This is a genomic window from Pseudomonas sp. PAMC 29040 (assembly GCF_003994535.1).
Lineage (GTDB): Bacteria > Pseudomonadota > Gammaproteobacteria > Pseudomonadales > Pseudomonadaceae > Aquipseudomonas > Aquipseudomonas paraversuta.
In genome coordinates this window covers 368,618-382,835 of record NZ_RZAA01000004.1, presented here as the reverse complement: position 1 = coordinate 382,835, position 14,218 = coordinate 368,618, and the positions used below count along the sequence as shown (strand labels likewise).

Genomic DNA, 14,218 nt, shown 5'->3' with positions numbered 1-14,218 from the left:
ATAATGAATCTCATTATCGAGTGAGCCTGGGTCATGAGTTCTGCCTTGCATGAAGGGCCTTATCTGGAAAGCTGGCGCTGGATGAGCCGCCAGATCCGTTGCGGGCTGGCGCCTGATGAACCGCGCCTGATTGAGCACTACCTGGCCGAGGGCCGCTATCTGGCCTGCTGCACGTCAACGTCGCCCTGGACGATTGCCGTGACCAGCTTCCGGCTGCTGCTGGACACCGCAAGCGACACTGCGCTGCCCTGGCAGTGGCGCACCCTGTGTCTGGACCACGCCTGGCGTCCGCTGCGCGATATCGAAACTCAAGCCCTGTGTGCCTGCCGCCTCAAGCACTGGCAAAGCTTTGCCTGGCGATTGGCAACCTGCGAGCTCGAGCCCTCCATTTCTCTAACAGAACTGCTGCAAGGATTTCCCGATGAGTAATACCCGTATCGAACGTGACAGCATGGGTGAATTGCACGTGCCTGAGGCTGCGCTGTATGGCGCCCAAACCCAGCGTGCGGTGAATAACTTCCCGATCAGTCATCAGCGCATGCCCGCGCAATTCATTCGCGCACTGATCCTGGCCAAGGCTGCCGCGGCCAAGGCCAACGTAGAACTCAAGCAGATCAGCGAAGCGCAGGGCAGCGCCATAGTCGAGGCCACGCAGATTCTTTTGGCCGGCGATTTCATGGAGCACTTCCCGGTGGATATTTTCCAGACCGGCTCGGGCACCAGCTCCAACATGAATGCCAACGAAGTGATTGCCACGCTGGCCTCCCGGGTACTGGGAGAGGCGGTCAATGCCAATGATCACGTCAACTGCGGGCAAAGCAGCAACGACATCATCCCCACCACCATTCACGTCAGCGCCGCGCTGGGCCTGCATGAGGAGCTGCTGCCGGCGCTGTCCCATCTGGTGCAGGTGATTGAGCATAAGGCTGAACAGGTTCACGTTTACGTCAAAACCGGCCGCACGCACCTGATGGACGCCATGCCGGTGCGCATGAGCCAGGTTCTCAATGGCTGGGCGCAGCAGCTGCGGGCCAATATCGGGCACTTGCACGACCTGCAGCCGGCCCTGCAATCGCTGGCACAGGGTGGCACTGCTGTGGGCACCGGGGTCAACGCGCATGCGCAATTCGCCGGGCTGTTCAGTCAGCAGCTCAGCGCACTGACCCATGTGCAATTCACGCCGGGTAAAGACCTGTTCGCCCTGATCGGTTCGCAGGATACCGCCGTATCCGTCTCGGGCCAGCTCAAGGCTACGGCCGTATCGCTGATGAAAATCGCCAACGACCTGCGCTGGATGAACTCCGGCCCGCTGGCCGGCCTGGGCGAGATCGAGCTTGAAGCCTTGCAGCCGGGCTCTTCGATCATGCCGGGCAAGGTCAACCCGGTGATTCCTGAAGCCACGGCCATGGTTGCGGCCCAGGTGATCGGCAATGACACGGTGATCACCATCGCCGGTCAGTCCGGCAATTTCGAACTGAATGTGATGTTGCCGGTGATTGCCCGCAACCTGCTGGGCAGCATCGAACTGCTGGCCAATTCCAGCCGTTTGCTGGCGGACAAGGCGATCGCCAGCTTCAAGGTTAACGACGCCAAGCTAAAGGAAGCGCTGTCGCGCAACCCGATTCTGGTGACGGCGCTGAATCCGATCATTGGCTATCAAAAGGCCGCTGAAATAGCCAAGACCGCCTATCAACAGGGGCGCCCGGTGCTAGACGTTGCCCTTGAATACACAGATCTGCCACGCAGCCAGCTTGAAGTCTTGCTCGATCCCGAGAAGCTGACAGCCGGCGGCGTTTAACCCCTCGCCTGGAGGTTCACATGGAGCACTGGAAACGCACGATCGAAAGAGCCAATCGCTGTTTCGCTGAGGGCGAGCTGGTCGATGCCCGCGAGCATTATCTGCAAGCGCTTGCGCTGGCCCAGGTACTGCTCGAGCGCTGGAGTGATGCCGATGAGGCGGTGGCGGCCTGCGTTATTTCGCACCACAACCTGGCAGATCTGCATCTGCGCCTCAATCAGCCAGAGGAGAGCGTCGAGTACCTCTGCGCCATTCACCAGCGCTTGTTGCAAACCATGCAGAACCCGCGTCTGGGGCCGGCATTGCGAGAAGCAGCGCTGCGTCAGAGCAGCAAAACCTATGTCGAGCTTTTGAACTTCATCAGCGATCACGGCGAATACCCGCGTTCCAATCTGTTGCTCAAAAGACCCGTGGCGCAGTCCGGTCACGGGTTTTCAACAGTCAGCGGCCATCATCCAGGAGCACATTGATATGACTTTTACCTTGCCTGCCTTGCCTTATGCCTACGACGCACTTGAGCCGCATATCGATGCGCAAACCATGGAGATTCACTACACCAAGCATCACCAGACCTATATCAACAACCTGAATGCCGCAGTGGAAGGGACTGAATGGGCGCAGTGGCCGGTTGAAAAATTGCTCGCCGGAGTTCAGCAACTGCCGGAAAAGCTGCGGGCCGCAGTCATCAACCAGGGTGGCGGACATGCCAATCACTCGCTGTTCTGGCAAGTCATGAGCCCGCAGGGCGGCGGTAATCCGGACGGTGCGCTGGCCAAGGCGATTGATCAGCAACTGGGTGGCCTGGAACTGTTCAAGGAGAACTTCACCAAGGCCGCCCTGACCCGTTTTGGCAGCGGTTGGGCATGGTTGAGCGTGACCCCGCAAAAGACCCTGGTGGTGGAAAGCAGCGGCAACCAGGACAGCCCGCTGATGAATGGCAACACCCCGATTCTGGGGCTCGACGTATGGGAGCACGCTTACTACCTGCGCTATCAGAATCGCCGTCCGGAATACATCAATGCGTTTTACAACGTGATCAATTGGCCAGAAGTGGCGCGCCGGTATCAAGCAGCGATTGCCTGAGCCTACTTAAAAGGATTCGGGCCGATTATGGGCACGCAAATATTGGCAGTCGGCGGGGTGCGGATGTTCCGTTATGCCCTCGGCATGCTCTTGCTGTTGGCGGGCACGGCCTTGTTGGTGGCCAAGGGACTGCTCTGGCTGGACCTTGAGCCAAGAATGTTGCGGGCGTTGCAGGGCGGATCGCTCTGCGCACTGGGCACCGCTTTAGGCGCAGTACCGGTACTGGTCATCCGCAAAATGCCGGTGGCGGTGAGCGATACCTTGTTGGGCTTCGGGGCCGGGGTGATGCTGGCAGCCACGGCTTTCTCGCTGGTTGTGCCCGGCATTGCGTCGGCCCAAAGCCTGGGGTTGTCATCATGGGCGTCGAGCGGGCTGGTCAGTGCGGGCATCCTGCTGGGAGCGTTCTGTCTGTTTTTGCTCGATCGCAAGGTCAGCGGAGCGGGGCCGGAGATGTTCCTCAACCGGCCTGGCGAGCCGCTGATTGCGCCACGTATCTGGTTGTTTGTCATTGCGATTGTGGCGCACAACATTCCTGAAGGAATGGCGGTCGGGGTGTCGGCAGGGGGAGGCATGCCGGATGCCGATAGCCTGGCGATGGGCATCGCCCTGCAGGATGTGCCGGAAGGTCTGGTGATCGCATTAGTGTTGGCGGGTGCCGGGATGTCGCGGGTCAAGGCATTCCTGATTGGCGCCGCTTCCGGTCTGGTCGAACCGGTATTTGCGCTGCTCTGTGCCTGGCTGGTGAATTTGGCCGAGGTGTTGTTGCCACTGGGCCTGGCGCTGGCAGCCGGAGCCATGTTGCTGGTGGTGACGCAAGAAGTGATCCCCGAGTCGCGGCGCAATGGTCACGAGAAGCTTGCAAGCCTGGGGTTATGCGTCGGGTTCTGCTTGATGATGGTGATGGATACGGCGTTGGGGTAAACGCTGCAAACTGCCGGGGGAGCGTCTAGCGGCGCTCCTGCAATTGGCTATTCGCCCTCGTCAAAGTAGTTGTTGATGAGTTTGACCAGTGCATCCAGTGCTTCCTGCTCTTGTTCGCCCTCGGTCTTGAGGTGGATCTTTGTGCCCTTGCCAGCGGCCAGCATCATCATGGCCATGATGCTTTTACCATCGACCATGGATTCTGCGGTACGTCCTGCTCTTACCTGGCATGGAAACTGTCCGGCTATGCCTACGAACTTGGCGGATGCCCGAGCGTGCAAGCCCAGCTTGTTGATGATTTCAATTTCCAGTGCAGGCATCGCGGGGTTGATCCTTTCAAGTAAGGTCGCGGTGGCGAACCTGGACATTCTTCAGGGTTTGTTGCAGGCATTTGCCGAGTCGCTCGGTCAGATACACCGAGCGGTGATGACCGCCAGTGCAGCCGATCCCTATGGTGACATAGGCGCGGTTGCTGGCGGCGAAGCGGGGTAGCCATTTGAGCAGGTAGCTGGAGATGTCCTGGAACATCTCTTCGACATCAGGCTGCGCTGCCAGGTAATCCGCAACGGGCTGATCCAGCCCTGACAGCTCGCGCAGTTCGGGCTTCCAGTAGGGGTTGGGCAAGCAACGCACGTCAAATACCAGGTCGGCATCGACCGGCATGCCGCGCTTGAAGCCAAACGACTCAACCAGAAAGGCGGTGCCGGGTTCAGGCTTGTTCAGCAGGCGCAGCTTGATGGTGTCGCGTAGCTGATACAGGTTCAGATTGGTGGTGTTGATCGTCAGGTCGGCAAGGTCGGCAATGGGCCCGAGCAACTGGCTCTCATCACGAATGGCCTCGGCCAGTGAACGGCTCGCGCTGCTCAGTGGATGCCGCCGACGGGTTTCCGAGAAGCGCTTGAGCAAGGTTTCTTCATCGGCGTCGAGGTACAGAACATCGCACTGGATATGCCGGTTGCGCACTTCTTCAAGCAATTGCGGAAAGCGTGACAAATGGCTTGGCAGGTTTCGCGCATCGATCGATACCGCCACCAGCGGCTGTGCCAGTTCAGTATGAATCAGTGCACGTTCCGCCAGCTCTGGCAGCAAGCCGGCGGGCAGGTTGTCGATGCAATAGAAACCGTTATCTTCGAGGACGGCGAGGGCGGTGCTTTTACCGGAGCCGGAGCGTCCGCTGACAATGACTAGGCGCATGATAATTAACCGTTCTGTACGTCCAGAACAACCTGATACAGCGCTTCGTTACTGGGTGCGCTGCGTAATCGCTCACGCACATCTTTGCGGTCGAGCATGCTGGCGATCTGCCGCAGCAGTTCCAGGTGTGCGTCGGTAGCAGCTTCTGGCACCAGCAAAACGAACAACAGGTCGACCGGCGCGCCATCGATGGCGTCGAAATCTATGGGAGCGTCAAGATGTAGCAAGGCACTGACAGGCGACTCGCAGCCCTTGAGGCGGCAATGGGGGATGGCGATGCCGTTACCAAAACCGGTGGATCCCAGTTTTTCACGGGCAATAAGGCTCTCGAAGACATCTTGCATTTCCAGACCCGGCACTTCGCGGCTGATCAGGGTGGCAATTTGTTCGAGTGCGCGCTTTTTACTGCCGCCCGGCGCGTTCACCAAGGAACGGCCGGGGGTCAGGATATTTTCAAGTCGAATCATGGTTATGGAGTATTAACGACCCGTGGCGCCCTGGAGCAGGCTTTGGGTCTTTTCCTTATGCTTTTTCAGTTGGCGATCAAGCTTGTCGTAGAGGCTGTCAATGGCCGCATACATGTCTGGATCGACGGCATTGGCGACAACTTCGCCACCGTGAATGTTGAGGGTGGCCTCGATTTTCTGTTTTAGTTTTTCAACAGAGAGAATCACCTGCACATTGGTGATCTTGTCGAAGTGACGTTCCAGCCGTGCGAATTTTTCGTTGATCGAGTCGCGGAGCGCTTGGGTGACTTCCAGATGTTGTCCACTGATGTTGACTTGCATGCAGTTTCTCCTTCTGTTGCCATTGCATAAAGTGGCAGGCCGACCAGCCTGCCACTGAAACGCTGTGGCCCGTGGCTTACATCAAACGCTTGCGTTCGCTCGAAGGCGCTATCCCTAAGGATTCGCGGTACTTGGCGACGGTGCGACGGGCCACCTGAATACCTTGTGCCTCCAGTAAACCAGCGATCTTGCTGTCACTCAACGGCTTTTTCTGATTTTCAGCCGCCACCAGTTTTTTGATGATGGCGCGTATCGCAGTGGACGAGCATTCACCCCCTTCGGAGGTGCTGACGTGACTGGAAAAAAAGTACTTCAATTCATAAATGCCCCGCGGGGTATGCATGAATTTCTGGGTGGTGACCCGGGAAATGGTTGATTCGTGCATGCCGACGGCTTCTGCAATGTCATGCAGTACCAAAGGTTTCATTGCCTCGTCGCCATACTCCAGAAAACCGCGCTGATGCTCCACGATCTGGGTCGCCACTTTCATCAGGGTTTCGTTGCGGCTCTGCAGGCTTTTGATGAACCAGCGCGCTTCTTGCAGCTGATTGCGCATGAAGGTGTTGTCGGCGCTGGTGTCGGCACGACGAACGAATCCTGCGTATTGCGGGTTGACCCGCAGGCGCGGTACCGACTCCTGGTTAAGCTCGACCAGCCAGCGTTCGTTGTCTTTACGAACGATCACGTCAGGCACGACGTATTCGGCTTCGCCGGATTCGATCTGCGACCCCGGACGTGGATTAAGGCTCTGTACCCGTTCGATGACCTGGCGCAGTTCGTCTTCTTTGAGCTTCATGCGACGCATGAGCTGGCTGTAGTCGCGGGCGCCCAGCAGGTCGATGTAATCGGTTACCAGGCGCTTGGCTTCGTTCAACCAGGGCGTGTTGGCCGGCAGCTGGCGCAATTGCAGCAGCAGGCACTCGCTCAGGTTGCGCGCACCAATGCCGGCCGGTTCGAATTGCTGGATACGGTGCAGAACGGCTTCGATTTCATCGAGTTCAATGTCCAGCTCGGGATCAAACGCCTCAAGGATCTCTTCGAGAGTTTCGTCGAGATAGCCCTGGTTGTTGATGCAGTCGATGAGGGTGACGCCGATCAGTCGGTCGGTGTCGGACATCGGTGCCAGGTTCAGTTGCCACAACAGGTGACTTTGCAGGCTCTCACCGGCCGAGGTGCGGGTGGTGAAGTCCCATTCGTCATCATCGTTGCTGGGCAGGCTGCTGGCGCTGGTTTGATAAACGTCTTCCCAGGCTGTGTCGACGGGTAGCTCATTGGGAATGCGTTCGCTCCAGTCGCCTTCTTCCAGGTTGTCCACAGTAGGCGCGGACTCTTGATAGGAAGGTTCCTGGATGTCGCTGTTGGGTTTTTGCTCAATGTTGTCGGCTAAAGGATCTGAATTGTCGAAGTCGTCGCCGTCTTCCTGGCGCTCGAGCATCGGATTGGATTCCAGAGCCTCCTGGATCTCCTGTTGCAGGTCCAGGGTCGACAATTGGAGCAGGCGGATGGCCTGTTGCAGCTGCGGTGTCATCGTCAGCTGCTGGCCCATTCTCAGGACTAGCGATGGTTTCATGGCTGGGGCTTAAGACCTTATTCGCCGGCGCGCATGGCGCCATCCACTACCAAGGCGCGTGAGCGCCAAACATAAGCAAATTATATGCCTGAAACCGGTGCGTTTGCCTAGAGCGCCAAGGTAATAAAAGTCGTGACGACTTTTTGCTGTCCTTGGCGCCCGGGAATTCGCGATGCATCTGGCCTTACAGGCGGAACTCGTGGCCCAGATACACTTCTCTGACCAATTCATTGGCCAGAATGGTTTCAGCATCACCTTCGGCTATCAACTGCCCATCGTTGACGATGTACGCGGTTTCGCAGATGTCGAGGGTTTCACGGACGTTGTGATCGGTGATCAGTACGCCAATGCCCTTGGCCTTGAGGTGATGAATGATTTGCTTGATGTCGCCCACAGATATCGGGTCAACGCCGGCAAAGGGTTCGTCGAGCAGGATGAATTTAGGGGCGGTTGCCAGTGCCCGGGCGATTTCGACCCTGCGTCGCTCACCACCGGACAGGCTCATGCCGAGGCTGTCGCGGATGTGGCTGATGTGGAACTCCTGCAGCAGGCTTTCGAGTTCCTTGCGACGACCGGCCTTGTCGAGTTCTTTGCGCGTTTCGAGGATCGCCATGATGTTATCGGCGACCGAAAGCTTGCGAAAGATCGAGGCTTCCTGGGGCAGGTAACCGATGCCGGCGCGTGCGCGGCCGTGCATCGGCTGGTGGCTGACATCCAGGTCGTCGATCAGTACGCGTCCCTGGTCAGCCTGGACCAGGCCGACAATCATGTAGAAGCATGTGGTCTTGCCTGCACCGTTAGGGCCGAGCAAACCCACGATTTGCCCGCTGTCGATTGACAGGCTGACATCACGTACCACCTGGCGACTCTTGTAGCTTTTAGCCAAATGCTGGGCTTTGAGGGTTGCCATTACTGGGCCTTCTGCTGGTCGGTTTTCTTCTTCGGCTGGATCACCATGTCGATGCGCGGGCGTGGTGCGGTGACTGTGGAGCCATTGGCGCGTCCGGCGTTTGCGACCTGTTTTACCGTGTCATAGACGATCTTCTCGCCTTCGGTGGTGTTGCCGTCGTTGATGACCTTGGCCTTGTCGATCAGCACAATGCGGTTTTGCGGCGCATGGTACTGAATGGTTACGGCATAGGCCTGAACCGGCTTGGAGTCGGTTGCTTTTTGCAGCTGCTCGAAATAGGCCAGGTTGCCGACTGAGGTCACGATATCAATTTCACCCGCAGCATTGCGGGTAATAGTGACGGTGTTGCCGGTGATTTTCATCGAGCCCTGGGTGATGATTACATCGCCCTTGTAGGTCGCGACGCCTTGTTTGTCATCCAGCTGGGCTTCATTGGCCTGGATGCGGATTGGCTGTTCGTTATCGTTCGGCAGAGCCCAGGCGCTCACGCTTCCCAGTGCTGCGCTCAGGCTGAGCAATAAAGGGAGGGATTTAACGAGACTCATACTGTCCTCTTACGTTGGACAGCAGGTCCATCCTGCCGTCTTTCAAATATGCTTTCATGCCCTTGCCAGTTGTTACGCCGCCAGCGCCGTCGATTCTAACGTCTCGCTCGGTCTGCGCATATTGCTTCTGGGGGAATACAGTCATGCGGGAACTGGTAATAACCGTAGTGCGATTTTTTTCATCTGTGCGGGCCACACGTACCGAGTCGATCAGCTCGACCTCGGTGCCGTCCGGATTAACTTCTCCGCGCTCGCTCTGTACGTGCCACGGGAAGGCCGTGCCGCGGTACATTTGCAGGTCGGGCTTGGTCATCAGGGTGACTTCCGATGACAGCAAATGCTCGATTTTGTCGGATGTCATTTCATACTGCAGTTTGCCGTCCGGCAAGAACTGCAGGCTGCGCGCATTAAGCGCGTAATAGTCGATAGCGCTTTCATCGACGGCCGCTTTAGGGGTGTCGAGAAAACGTTCGGGGCTGATATTCCAGTAGCCAACTGATGCGAACAACGCAGCAATGACCGTGAATAACAGGATGTTACGGATCTTTTTGCTCAGCATGGAAAACTCTATAGGTAGGCTGCGTGGGCCGCGTCTAGACGGCCTTGAGCGCGCAAAATCAACTCGCAGAATTCGCGTGCGGCACCTTCTCCGCCTCGTGCCTGAGTGACGCCATGGGCGTGCTCGCGAACAAAGCTGGCAGCATTGGCAACTGCCATGCCCAGACCAACTCGGCGGATAACCGGTAAATCAGGCAGATCATCGCCCAAATAGGCGACCTGTTCATAGCTTAGGTTGAGTTGGCCAAGAAGCTCGTCCAATACCACCAACTTGTCTTCGCGCCCCTGATACAGGTGCGCGATACCCAGGTTTTGTGCGCGACGTTCAACCACCGGGGTTTTACGGCCGCTGATAATCGCGGTCTGAACCCCGGCGGCCATCAGCATCTTGATCCCCAGACCGTCCAGCGTGTTGAAGGTCTTGAACTCGCTGCCGTCTTCAAGGAAGTACAGGCGGCCGTCGGTCAAAACCCCGTCAACGTCGAAAATGGCAAGTTTTATGTCTTTGCCGCGCTTGAGTAGATCAAGGGTCATTACATCACTCCTGCGCGTAGCAAGTCGTGCATGTTCAAGGCACCAACCGGCCGGTCTTCCTTGTCGACTACAACCAGTGCGTTGATTTTGTGGTCTTCCATGATTTTCAAGGCTTCGGCGGCGAGCATGTCAGCCCGTGCGGTTTTGCCGTGGGGGGTCATGACTGCATCAATGCTTGCGTTGCGGATATCGATTTCGCGATCCAGGGTTCTGCGCAAGTCACCGTCAGTGAAGATTCCGGCCAGGCGACCATCTTCTTCTATAACCACGGTCATGCCGAGACCTTTGTGCGTCATTTCCATCAGTGCATCCTTGAGCAGCGTGCCGCGGACAACCTGCGGCAAGTCTGCGCCCGAGTGCATGACGTTTTCGACTTTCAGCAGCAGGCGGCGGCCCAGGGCTCCACCGGGATGCGAAAAGGCAAAGTCCTCAGCGGTAAAGCCACGGGCTTCGAGCAAGGCTATGGCCAGAGCATCACCCAGCACCAGCGCGGCAGTAGTCGAGGAGGTCGGTGCCAGGTTCAACGGGCAGGCCTCCTGAGCCACGCGGGCGTCCAGGCTGACATCGGCGGCTTTGGCCAGTGGCGACTCGGGGTTGCCGGTGATGCAGATCAACTGGATACCCAAACGCTTGATCAGTGGCAGCAGGGTGACGATCTCTGCAGTCGACCCCGAGTTGGACAGCGCGAGAATAATGTCATCTCGGGTAATCATGCCCATGTCGCCATGGCTGGCTTCGGCCGGATGGACGAAAAAAGCGGTGGTACCGGTGCTGGCCAGAGTCGAAGCAATTTTGTTGCCGATATGCCCGGACTTGCCCATGCCGACCACGACTACCCGGCCCTTGCTGGCCAAAATCATCTCGCAAGCGCGTACGAAGTCTGCGTCGATATGAGCCAGCAAACCTTCTACGGCTTGCAGTTCGAGGCGGATGGTACGCTGAGCAGATTGGATCAGGTCGCTGGATTGGCTCATGTTTGAAGTCAGATAGCCTGAGAAAAGGCAAAGATTATAGCGGTAATGCGCAATTCCCTCACGCTAGATCGTCGTGCTTTGTTGTCTGCGCTACAAACTACTGCCGGGATTACAGCTGAATCGAATTTATTTCGCTGTCTGGAACCTGATACGGCACTCCTTCGGCCTTGGGCGGTCACTATCAGCAGTGCTATAGTTCGCCGCCAGTTCGGCCCGCTCAGGGAACGCGCCTCCCGATAAAGGGGCAAAGTGTCCGGGTGAGAGGCAGAGGCTGCATCGCAAGGAGTTTAGATGAGCGCCGATAACGCCTACGCGGTCGAGCTGAAGGGAGTGTCCTTCAAGCGCGGTACGCGCAGCATCTTCAATAATGTCGATATTCTGATTCCGCGTGGCAAAGTCACGGGAATCATGGGGCCTTCCGGCTGCGGCAAGACCACCCTTTTACGTTTGATGGGAATGCAACTGCGTCCCAGCAGCGGTGAGGTGTGGGTCAACGGTCAGAACCTGCCGACGTTGTCGCGCAGTGATCTGTTCGATGCCCGTAAGCACATGGGGGTGTTGTTTCAAAGCGGGGCGTTGTTCACCGACCTGGACGTATTCGAGAATGTGGCCTTCCCGCTACGGGTTCACACCCAGTTGCCGGAAGAAATGATTCGCGACATCGTGCTGCTTAAATTGCAGGCGGTGGGACTGCGCGGAGCCATTGATCTGATGCCCGACGAGTTGTCTGGCGGCATGAAGCGCCGGGTTGCCCTGGCGCGTGCGATTGCCCTGGACCCGCAGATCCTGATGTATGACGAACCTTTTGTCGGGCAGGACCCCATCGCAATGGGGGTTCTGGTTCGCCTGATTCGTCTGCTCAATGATGCCTTGGGCATCACCAGCATCGTGGTTTCTCACGACCTGGCTGAAACAGCGAGTATCGCTGACTATCTGTATGTAGTCGGCGATGGTCAGGTGCTGGGGCAGGGTACGCCCGAAGAGTTGATGAACGCCGATAACCCGCGTATTCGTCAGTTCATGAACGGCGACCCGGATGGTCCTGTTCCGTTTCACTTTCCGGCGTCGGACTACCGAACCGATCTTCTGGGGAAGCGCTGATGCGCAAGCATTCAATTATGGATCGTGTCGGACTATTCGGCCGGGCCGGTATCGATATCGTCTCGGTACTGGGCCGTTCGGGGATATTCCTCTTTCATTCTTTGCTGGGGCGTGGCGGCATTGGTGGCGGGTTCGGACTGTTGCTCAAGCAGCTGCACTCCGTGGGCGTCATGTCGCTGGTGATTATCGTGGTGTCCGGTGTGTTCATCGGCATGGTCCTGGCGCTGCAAGGCTTCAGTATCCTGTCCAGCTACGGCTCCGAGCAGGCGGTCGGGCAGATGGTTGCCCTGACGCTTCTGCGTGAACTCGGGCCGGTGGTCACTGCGCTGTTGTTTGCCGGGCGTGCGGGCTCTGCCCTGACCGCCGAGATTGGCAACATGAAATCCAGCGAACAACTGTCCAGCCTGGAAATGATCGGGGTCGACCCGCTTAAATACATCATTGCCCCGCGCTTGTGGGCCGGGTTCATTTCCCTGCCGATACTGGCGATGATCTTCAGCGTGGTCGGGATCTGGGGTGGTTCGTGGGTCGCGGTTGACTGGCTGGGCGTCTACGACGGCTCATACTGGGCCAACATGCAAAACAGCGTAACCTTCAGTGGTGACGTACTTAACGGGATCATCAAAAGCATCGTTTTTGCCTTTGTGGTGACCTGGATTGCCGTGTTCCAAGGTTATGACTGTGAGCCCACTTCAGAGGGGATCAGCCGTGCCACTACCAAGACCGTGGTGTATGCCTCGTTGGCAGTCCTCGGGCTGGACTTTATTTTGACTGCCTTGATGTTTGGAGATTTCTGATGCAAAACCGCACCATGGAAATCGGTGTCGGCCTGTTTTTGCTGGCTGGCATCCTGGCTTTGTTGTTGCTTGCCTTGAGAGTCAGTGGACTGTCCCCGACCGCCAGCACCGACACCTACAAGCTCTACGCCTACTTCGACAATATTGCCGGTCTTACCGTGCGCGCCAAAGTCACCATGGCGGGCGTGACCATCGGCAAGGTCACGGCAATTGATCTGGACCGGGACAACTTCACTGCCCGGGTCACCCTGCAGCTCGAAAAGAGCGTGGATAACCTGCCGACCGATTCGACAGCGTCTATTCTCACGGCTGGCTTGCTGGGGGAGAAATACATCGGTATCAGCGTCGGCGGCGAAGACGCTGTGCTCAAAGATGGTGGCACCATCCATGACACGCAATCATCGTTGGTCCTTGAAGATCTGATCGGGAAATTCCTGCTCAACACCGTTAGCAAAGAAGCCAAATAAGGAGCTTTTAGATGATTTCTCTCTTGCGCCGTGGCCTGCTGGTAATTCTGGCAGCAGCCCTTCCTTTGGTGGCAAATGCTGCTCCGGGGCAGTCTGCCCACGACATCGTTTCAGATACCACCAACCGCTTGCTGGCAGACCTGTCCGCCAATAAAGAGCTGTACAAGACCAACCCGAGCAAGTTCTACGATGCCCTTAACGGCATTGTCGGTCCTGTGGTGGACGTCGACGGTATTTCCAAAAGCATCATGACCGTGAAGTACTCGCGTAACGCCACCCCGGCGCAAATGCAGCGCTTCCAGGAAAACTTCAAGCGCAGCCTGATGCAGTTCTATGGCAATGCCTTGCTCGAGTTCAAGAACGAAGGCATTACCGTATCGCCGGCCAAGGATGAAAGTGGCGATCGCACCAGCGTCGACATGACGGTGAAGGGCGACAAGGGCGCGATTTACCCGCTGTCCTACACCCTTAACAAGGTCAACGGCGAGTGGAAAGTCCGTAACGTGATCATCAACGGTATCAATATTGGCAAGCTGTTCCGTGACCAGTTCGCCGACGCCATGCAGCGCAATGGCAACAATCTGGACAAGACCATCGATAACTGGGCGGGCGAAGTTGCCAAGGCCAAGCAAGTTACCGATCAAGCGGCTCCCAAGGCTGCCGGCCAATGAGTGAGGCGGCAGTGACCCTGGCCGGCGAAAGCGAGTTGCGCCTCAGCGGCGTACTCGACTATCAGACCGGCCCTCGCTTGCGCAAGGAAGGTCAGGCCCTGATCAAAAAGGCTCTGGCCAAGACCCTGGTGGTGGATTGCTCGGCGGTCACCAAATCCAGCAGCGTCGGTTTGTCGCTGCTGCTCTGTTACATCCGTGATGCACAAGCCCTGAACAAGCCATTGAGCATCAAGGCAATGCCCGAAGACATGCGCGAAATCGCCCAGGTCTCGGGCTTGACCGAGTTGCTGGCACATCATTAATAGCC

20 protein-coding genes are annotated in these 14,218 nt (G+C 57.5%); 10 read left to right on the top strand and 10 right to left on the bottom strand.

Features of this window, described 5'->3' with window-relative positions; all coding sequences use genetic code 11:
- Positions 1–33 precede the first annotated feature (33 nt).
- Genes WG29040_RS09575 through WG29040_RS09555 form a run of 5 tightly spaced genes read left to right on the top strand, consistent with a single transcriptional unit; the run spans position 34 to position 3,802 of the window.
- Positions 34–429, top strand: a complete 396-nt coding sequence (locus WG29040_RS09575; RefSeq protein ID WP_003439881.1) for a hypothetical protein — start codon at positions 34–36, stop codon at positions 427–429.
- Positions 422–1,798, top strand: a complete 1,377-nt coding sequence (locus WG29040_RS09570; RefSeq protein WP_127196061.1) for a lyase family protein — start codon at positions 422–424, stop codon at positions 1,796–1,798. Before WG29040_RS09575 ends, WG29040_RS09570 begins: the two co-directional genes overlap by 8 nt.
- Positions 1,799–1,818: 20 nt before the next feature.
- Positions 1,819–2,268, top strand: coding sequence for a hypothetical protein (locus WG29040_RS09565; RefSeq protein WP_003439884.1), 450 nt, complete (start codon positions 1,819–1,821; stop codon positions 2,266–2,268).
- 1 nt (position 2,269) lies between these two features.
- Positions 2,270–2,881 carry a superoxide dismutase gene (locus tag WG29040_RS09560; protein ID WP_003439885.1) on the top strand — a complete coding sequence of 204 codons (612 nt, stop codon included), beginning with the start codon at positions 2,270–2,272 and terminating at the stop codon, positions 2,879–2,881.
- A 27-nt stretch (positions 2,882–2,908) separates the two neighbouring features.
- Positions 2,909–3,802 carry a ZIP family metal transporter gene (locus tag WG29040_RS09555; protein ID WP_003439886.1) on the top strand — a complete coding sequence of 298 codons (894 nt, stop codon included), beginning with the start codon at positions 2,909–2,911 and terminating at the stop codon, positions 3,800–3,802.
- A gap of 47 nt (positions 3,803–3,849) precedes the next feature.
- On the opposite strand, the gene WG29040_RS09550 is transcribed toward WG29040_RS09555, so the two are convergent.
- From WG29040_RS09550 to WG29040_RS09505, 10 genes are all read right to left on the bottom strand, one after another.
- Positions 3,850–4,122 carry an HPr family phosphocarrier protein gene (locus tag WG29040_RS09550; RefSeq protein ID WP_003439887.1) on the bottom strand — a complete coding sequence of 91 codons (273 nt, stop codon included), beginning with the start codon at positions 4,120–4,122 and terminating at the stop codon, positions 3,850–3,852.
- Between the two features lie 16 nt (positions 4,123–4,138).
- Complete coding sequence (gene rapZ / locus WG29040_RS09545) at positions 4,139–4,996, bottom strand: RNase adapter RapZ (RefSeq protein ID WP_003439888.1); 858 nt, start codon at positions 4,994–4,996, stop codon at positions 4,139–4,141.
- A 5-nt stretch (positions 4,997–5,001) separates the two neighbouring features.
- Positions 5,002–5,463 (bottom strand): PTS IIA-like nitrogen regulatory protein PtsN, encoded by a 462-nt coding sequence (gene ptsN / locus WG29040_RS09540; protein WP_003439889.1) that lies wholly within the window; start codon positions 5,461–5,463, stop codon positions 5,002–5,004.
- 12 nt (positions 5,464–5,475) lie between these two features.
- Positions 5,476–5,784 (bottom strand): ribosome hibernation-promoting factor, HPF/YfiA family, encoded by a 309-nt coding sequence (gene hpf / locus WG29040_RS09535; RefSeq protein ID WP_003439891.1) that lies wholly within the window; start codon positions 5,782–5,784, stop codon positions 5,476–5,478.
- Positions 5,785–5,860: 76 nt separating this feature from the next.
- Positions 5,861–7,354 (bottom strand): RNA polymerase factor sigma-54, encoded by a 1,494-nt coding sequence (locus WG29040_RS09530; protein WP_003439892.1) that lies wholly within the window; start codon positions 7,352–7,354, stop codon positions 5,861–5,863.
- Positions 7,355–7,538: 184 nt separating this feature from the next.
- Complete coding sequence (gene lptB, locus WG29040_RS09525) at positions 7,539–8,264, bottom strand: LPS export ABC transporter ATP-binding protein (protein ID WP_003439894.1); 726 nt, start codon at positions 8,262–8,264, stop codon at positions 7,539–7,541.
- Entirely contained in the window at positions 8,264–8,809 is a 546-nt protein-coding gene (gene lptA, locus WG29040_RS09520; RefSeq protein ID WP_003439896.1) for a lipopolysaccharide transport periplasmic protein LptA, read from the bottom strand. Before lptA ends, lptB begins: the two co-directional genes overlap by 1 nt.
- Positions 8,796–9,368, bottom strand: a complete 573-nt coding sequence (gene lptC / locus WG29040_RS09515; protein WP_127196060.1) for an LPS export ABC transporter periplasmic protein LptC — start codon at positions 9,366–9,368, stop codon at positions 8,796–8,798. Before lptC ends, lptA begins: the two co-directional genes overlap by 14 nt.
- An 8-nt stretch (positions 9,369–9,376) precedes the next feature.
- Positions 9,377–9,901 carry an HAD family hydrolase gene (locus WG29040_RS09510; RefSeq protein ID WP_127196059.1) on the bottom strand — a complete coding sequence of 175 codons (525 nt, stop codon included), beginning with the start codon at positions 9,899–9,901 and terminating at the stop codon, positions 9,377–9,379.
- The gene (locus WG29040_RS09505) at positions 9,901–10,875 is read right to left on the bottom strand and encodes a KpsF/GutQ family sugar-phosphate isomerase (protein ID WP_127196058.1); all 975 of its coding nucleotides are present in this window, start codon (positions 10,873–10,875) and stop codon (positions 9,901–9,903) included. Before WG29040_RS09505 ends, WG29040_RS09510 begins: the two co-directional genes overlap by 1 nt.
- Positions 10,876–11,166: 291 nt before the next feature.
- On the opposite strand from WG29040_RS09505, the gene WG29040_RS09500 reads away from it, so the two are divergent.
- The 5 genes from WG29040_RS09500 to WG29040_RS09480 are packed head-to-tail and all read left to right on the top strand — an operon-like array spanning position 11,167 to position 14,213.
- Entirely contained in the window at positions 11,167–11,976 is an 810-nt protein-coding gene (locus tag WG29040_RS09500; protein ID WP_003439910.1) for an ATP-binding cassette domain-containing protein, read from the top strand.
- Entirely contained in the window at positions 11,976–12,773 is a 798-nt protein-coding gene (gene mlaE / locus WG29040_RS09495; protein WP_003439912.1) for a lipid asymmetry maintenance ABC transporter permease subunit MlaE, read from the top strand. The genes WG29040_RS09500 and mlaE overlap by 1 nt, the downstream gene beginning before the upstream one ends.
- Positions 12,773–13,240 carry an outer membrane lipid asymmetry maintenance protein MlaD gene (mlaD, locus tag WG29040_RS09490; RefSeq protein ID WP_003439913.1) on the top strand — a complete coding sequence of 156 codons (468 nt, stop codon included), beginning with the start codon at positions 12,773–12,775 and terminating at the stop codon, positions 13,238–13,240. The genes mlaE and mlaD overlap by 1 nt, the downstream gene beginning before the upstream one ends.
- A gap of 11 nt (positions 13,241–13,251) precedes the next feature.
- Positions 13,252–13,911 (top strand): phospholipid-binding protein MlaC, encoded by a 660-nt coding sequence (locus WG29040_RS09485; RefSeq protein WP_003439915.1) that lies wholly within the window; start codon positions 13,252–13,254, stop codon positions 13,909–13,911.
- Positions 13,908–14,213, top strand: a complete 306-nt coding sequence (locus tag WG29040_RS09480; protein WP_003439917.1) for a lipid asymmetry maintenance protein MlaB — start codon at positions 13,908–13,910, stop codon at positions 14,211–14,213. Before WG29040_RS09485 ends, WG29040_RS09480 begins: the two co-directional genes overlap by 4 nt.
- Positions 14,214–14,218: the final 5 nt, after the last annotated feature.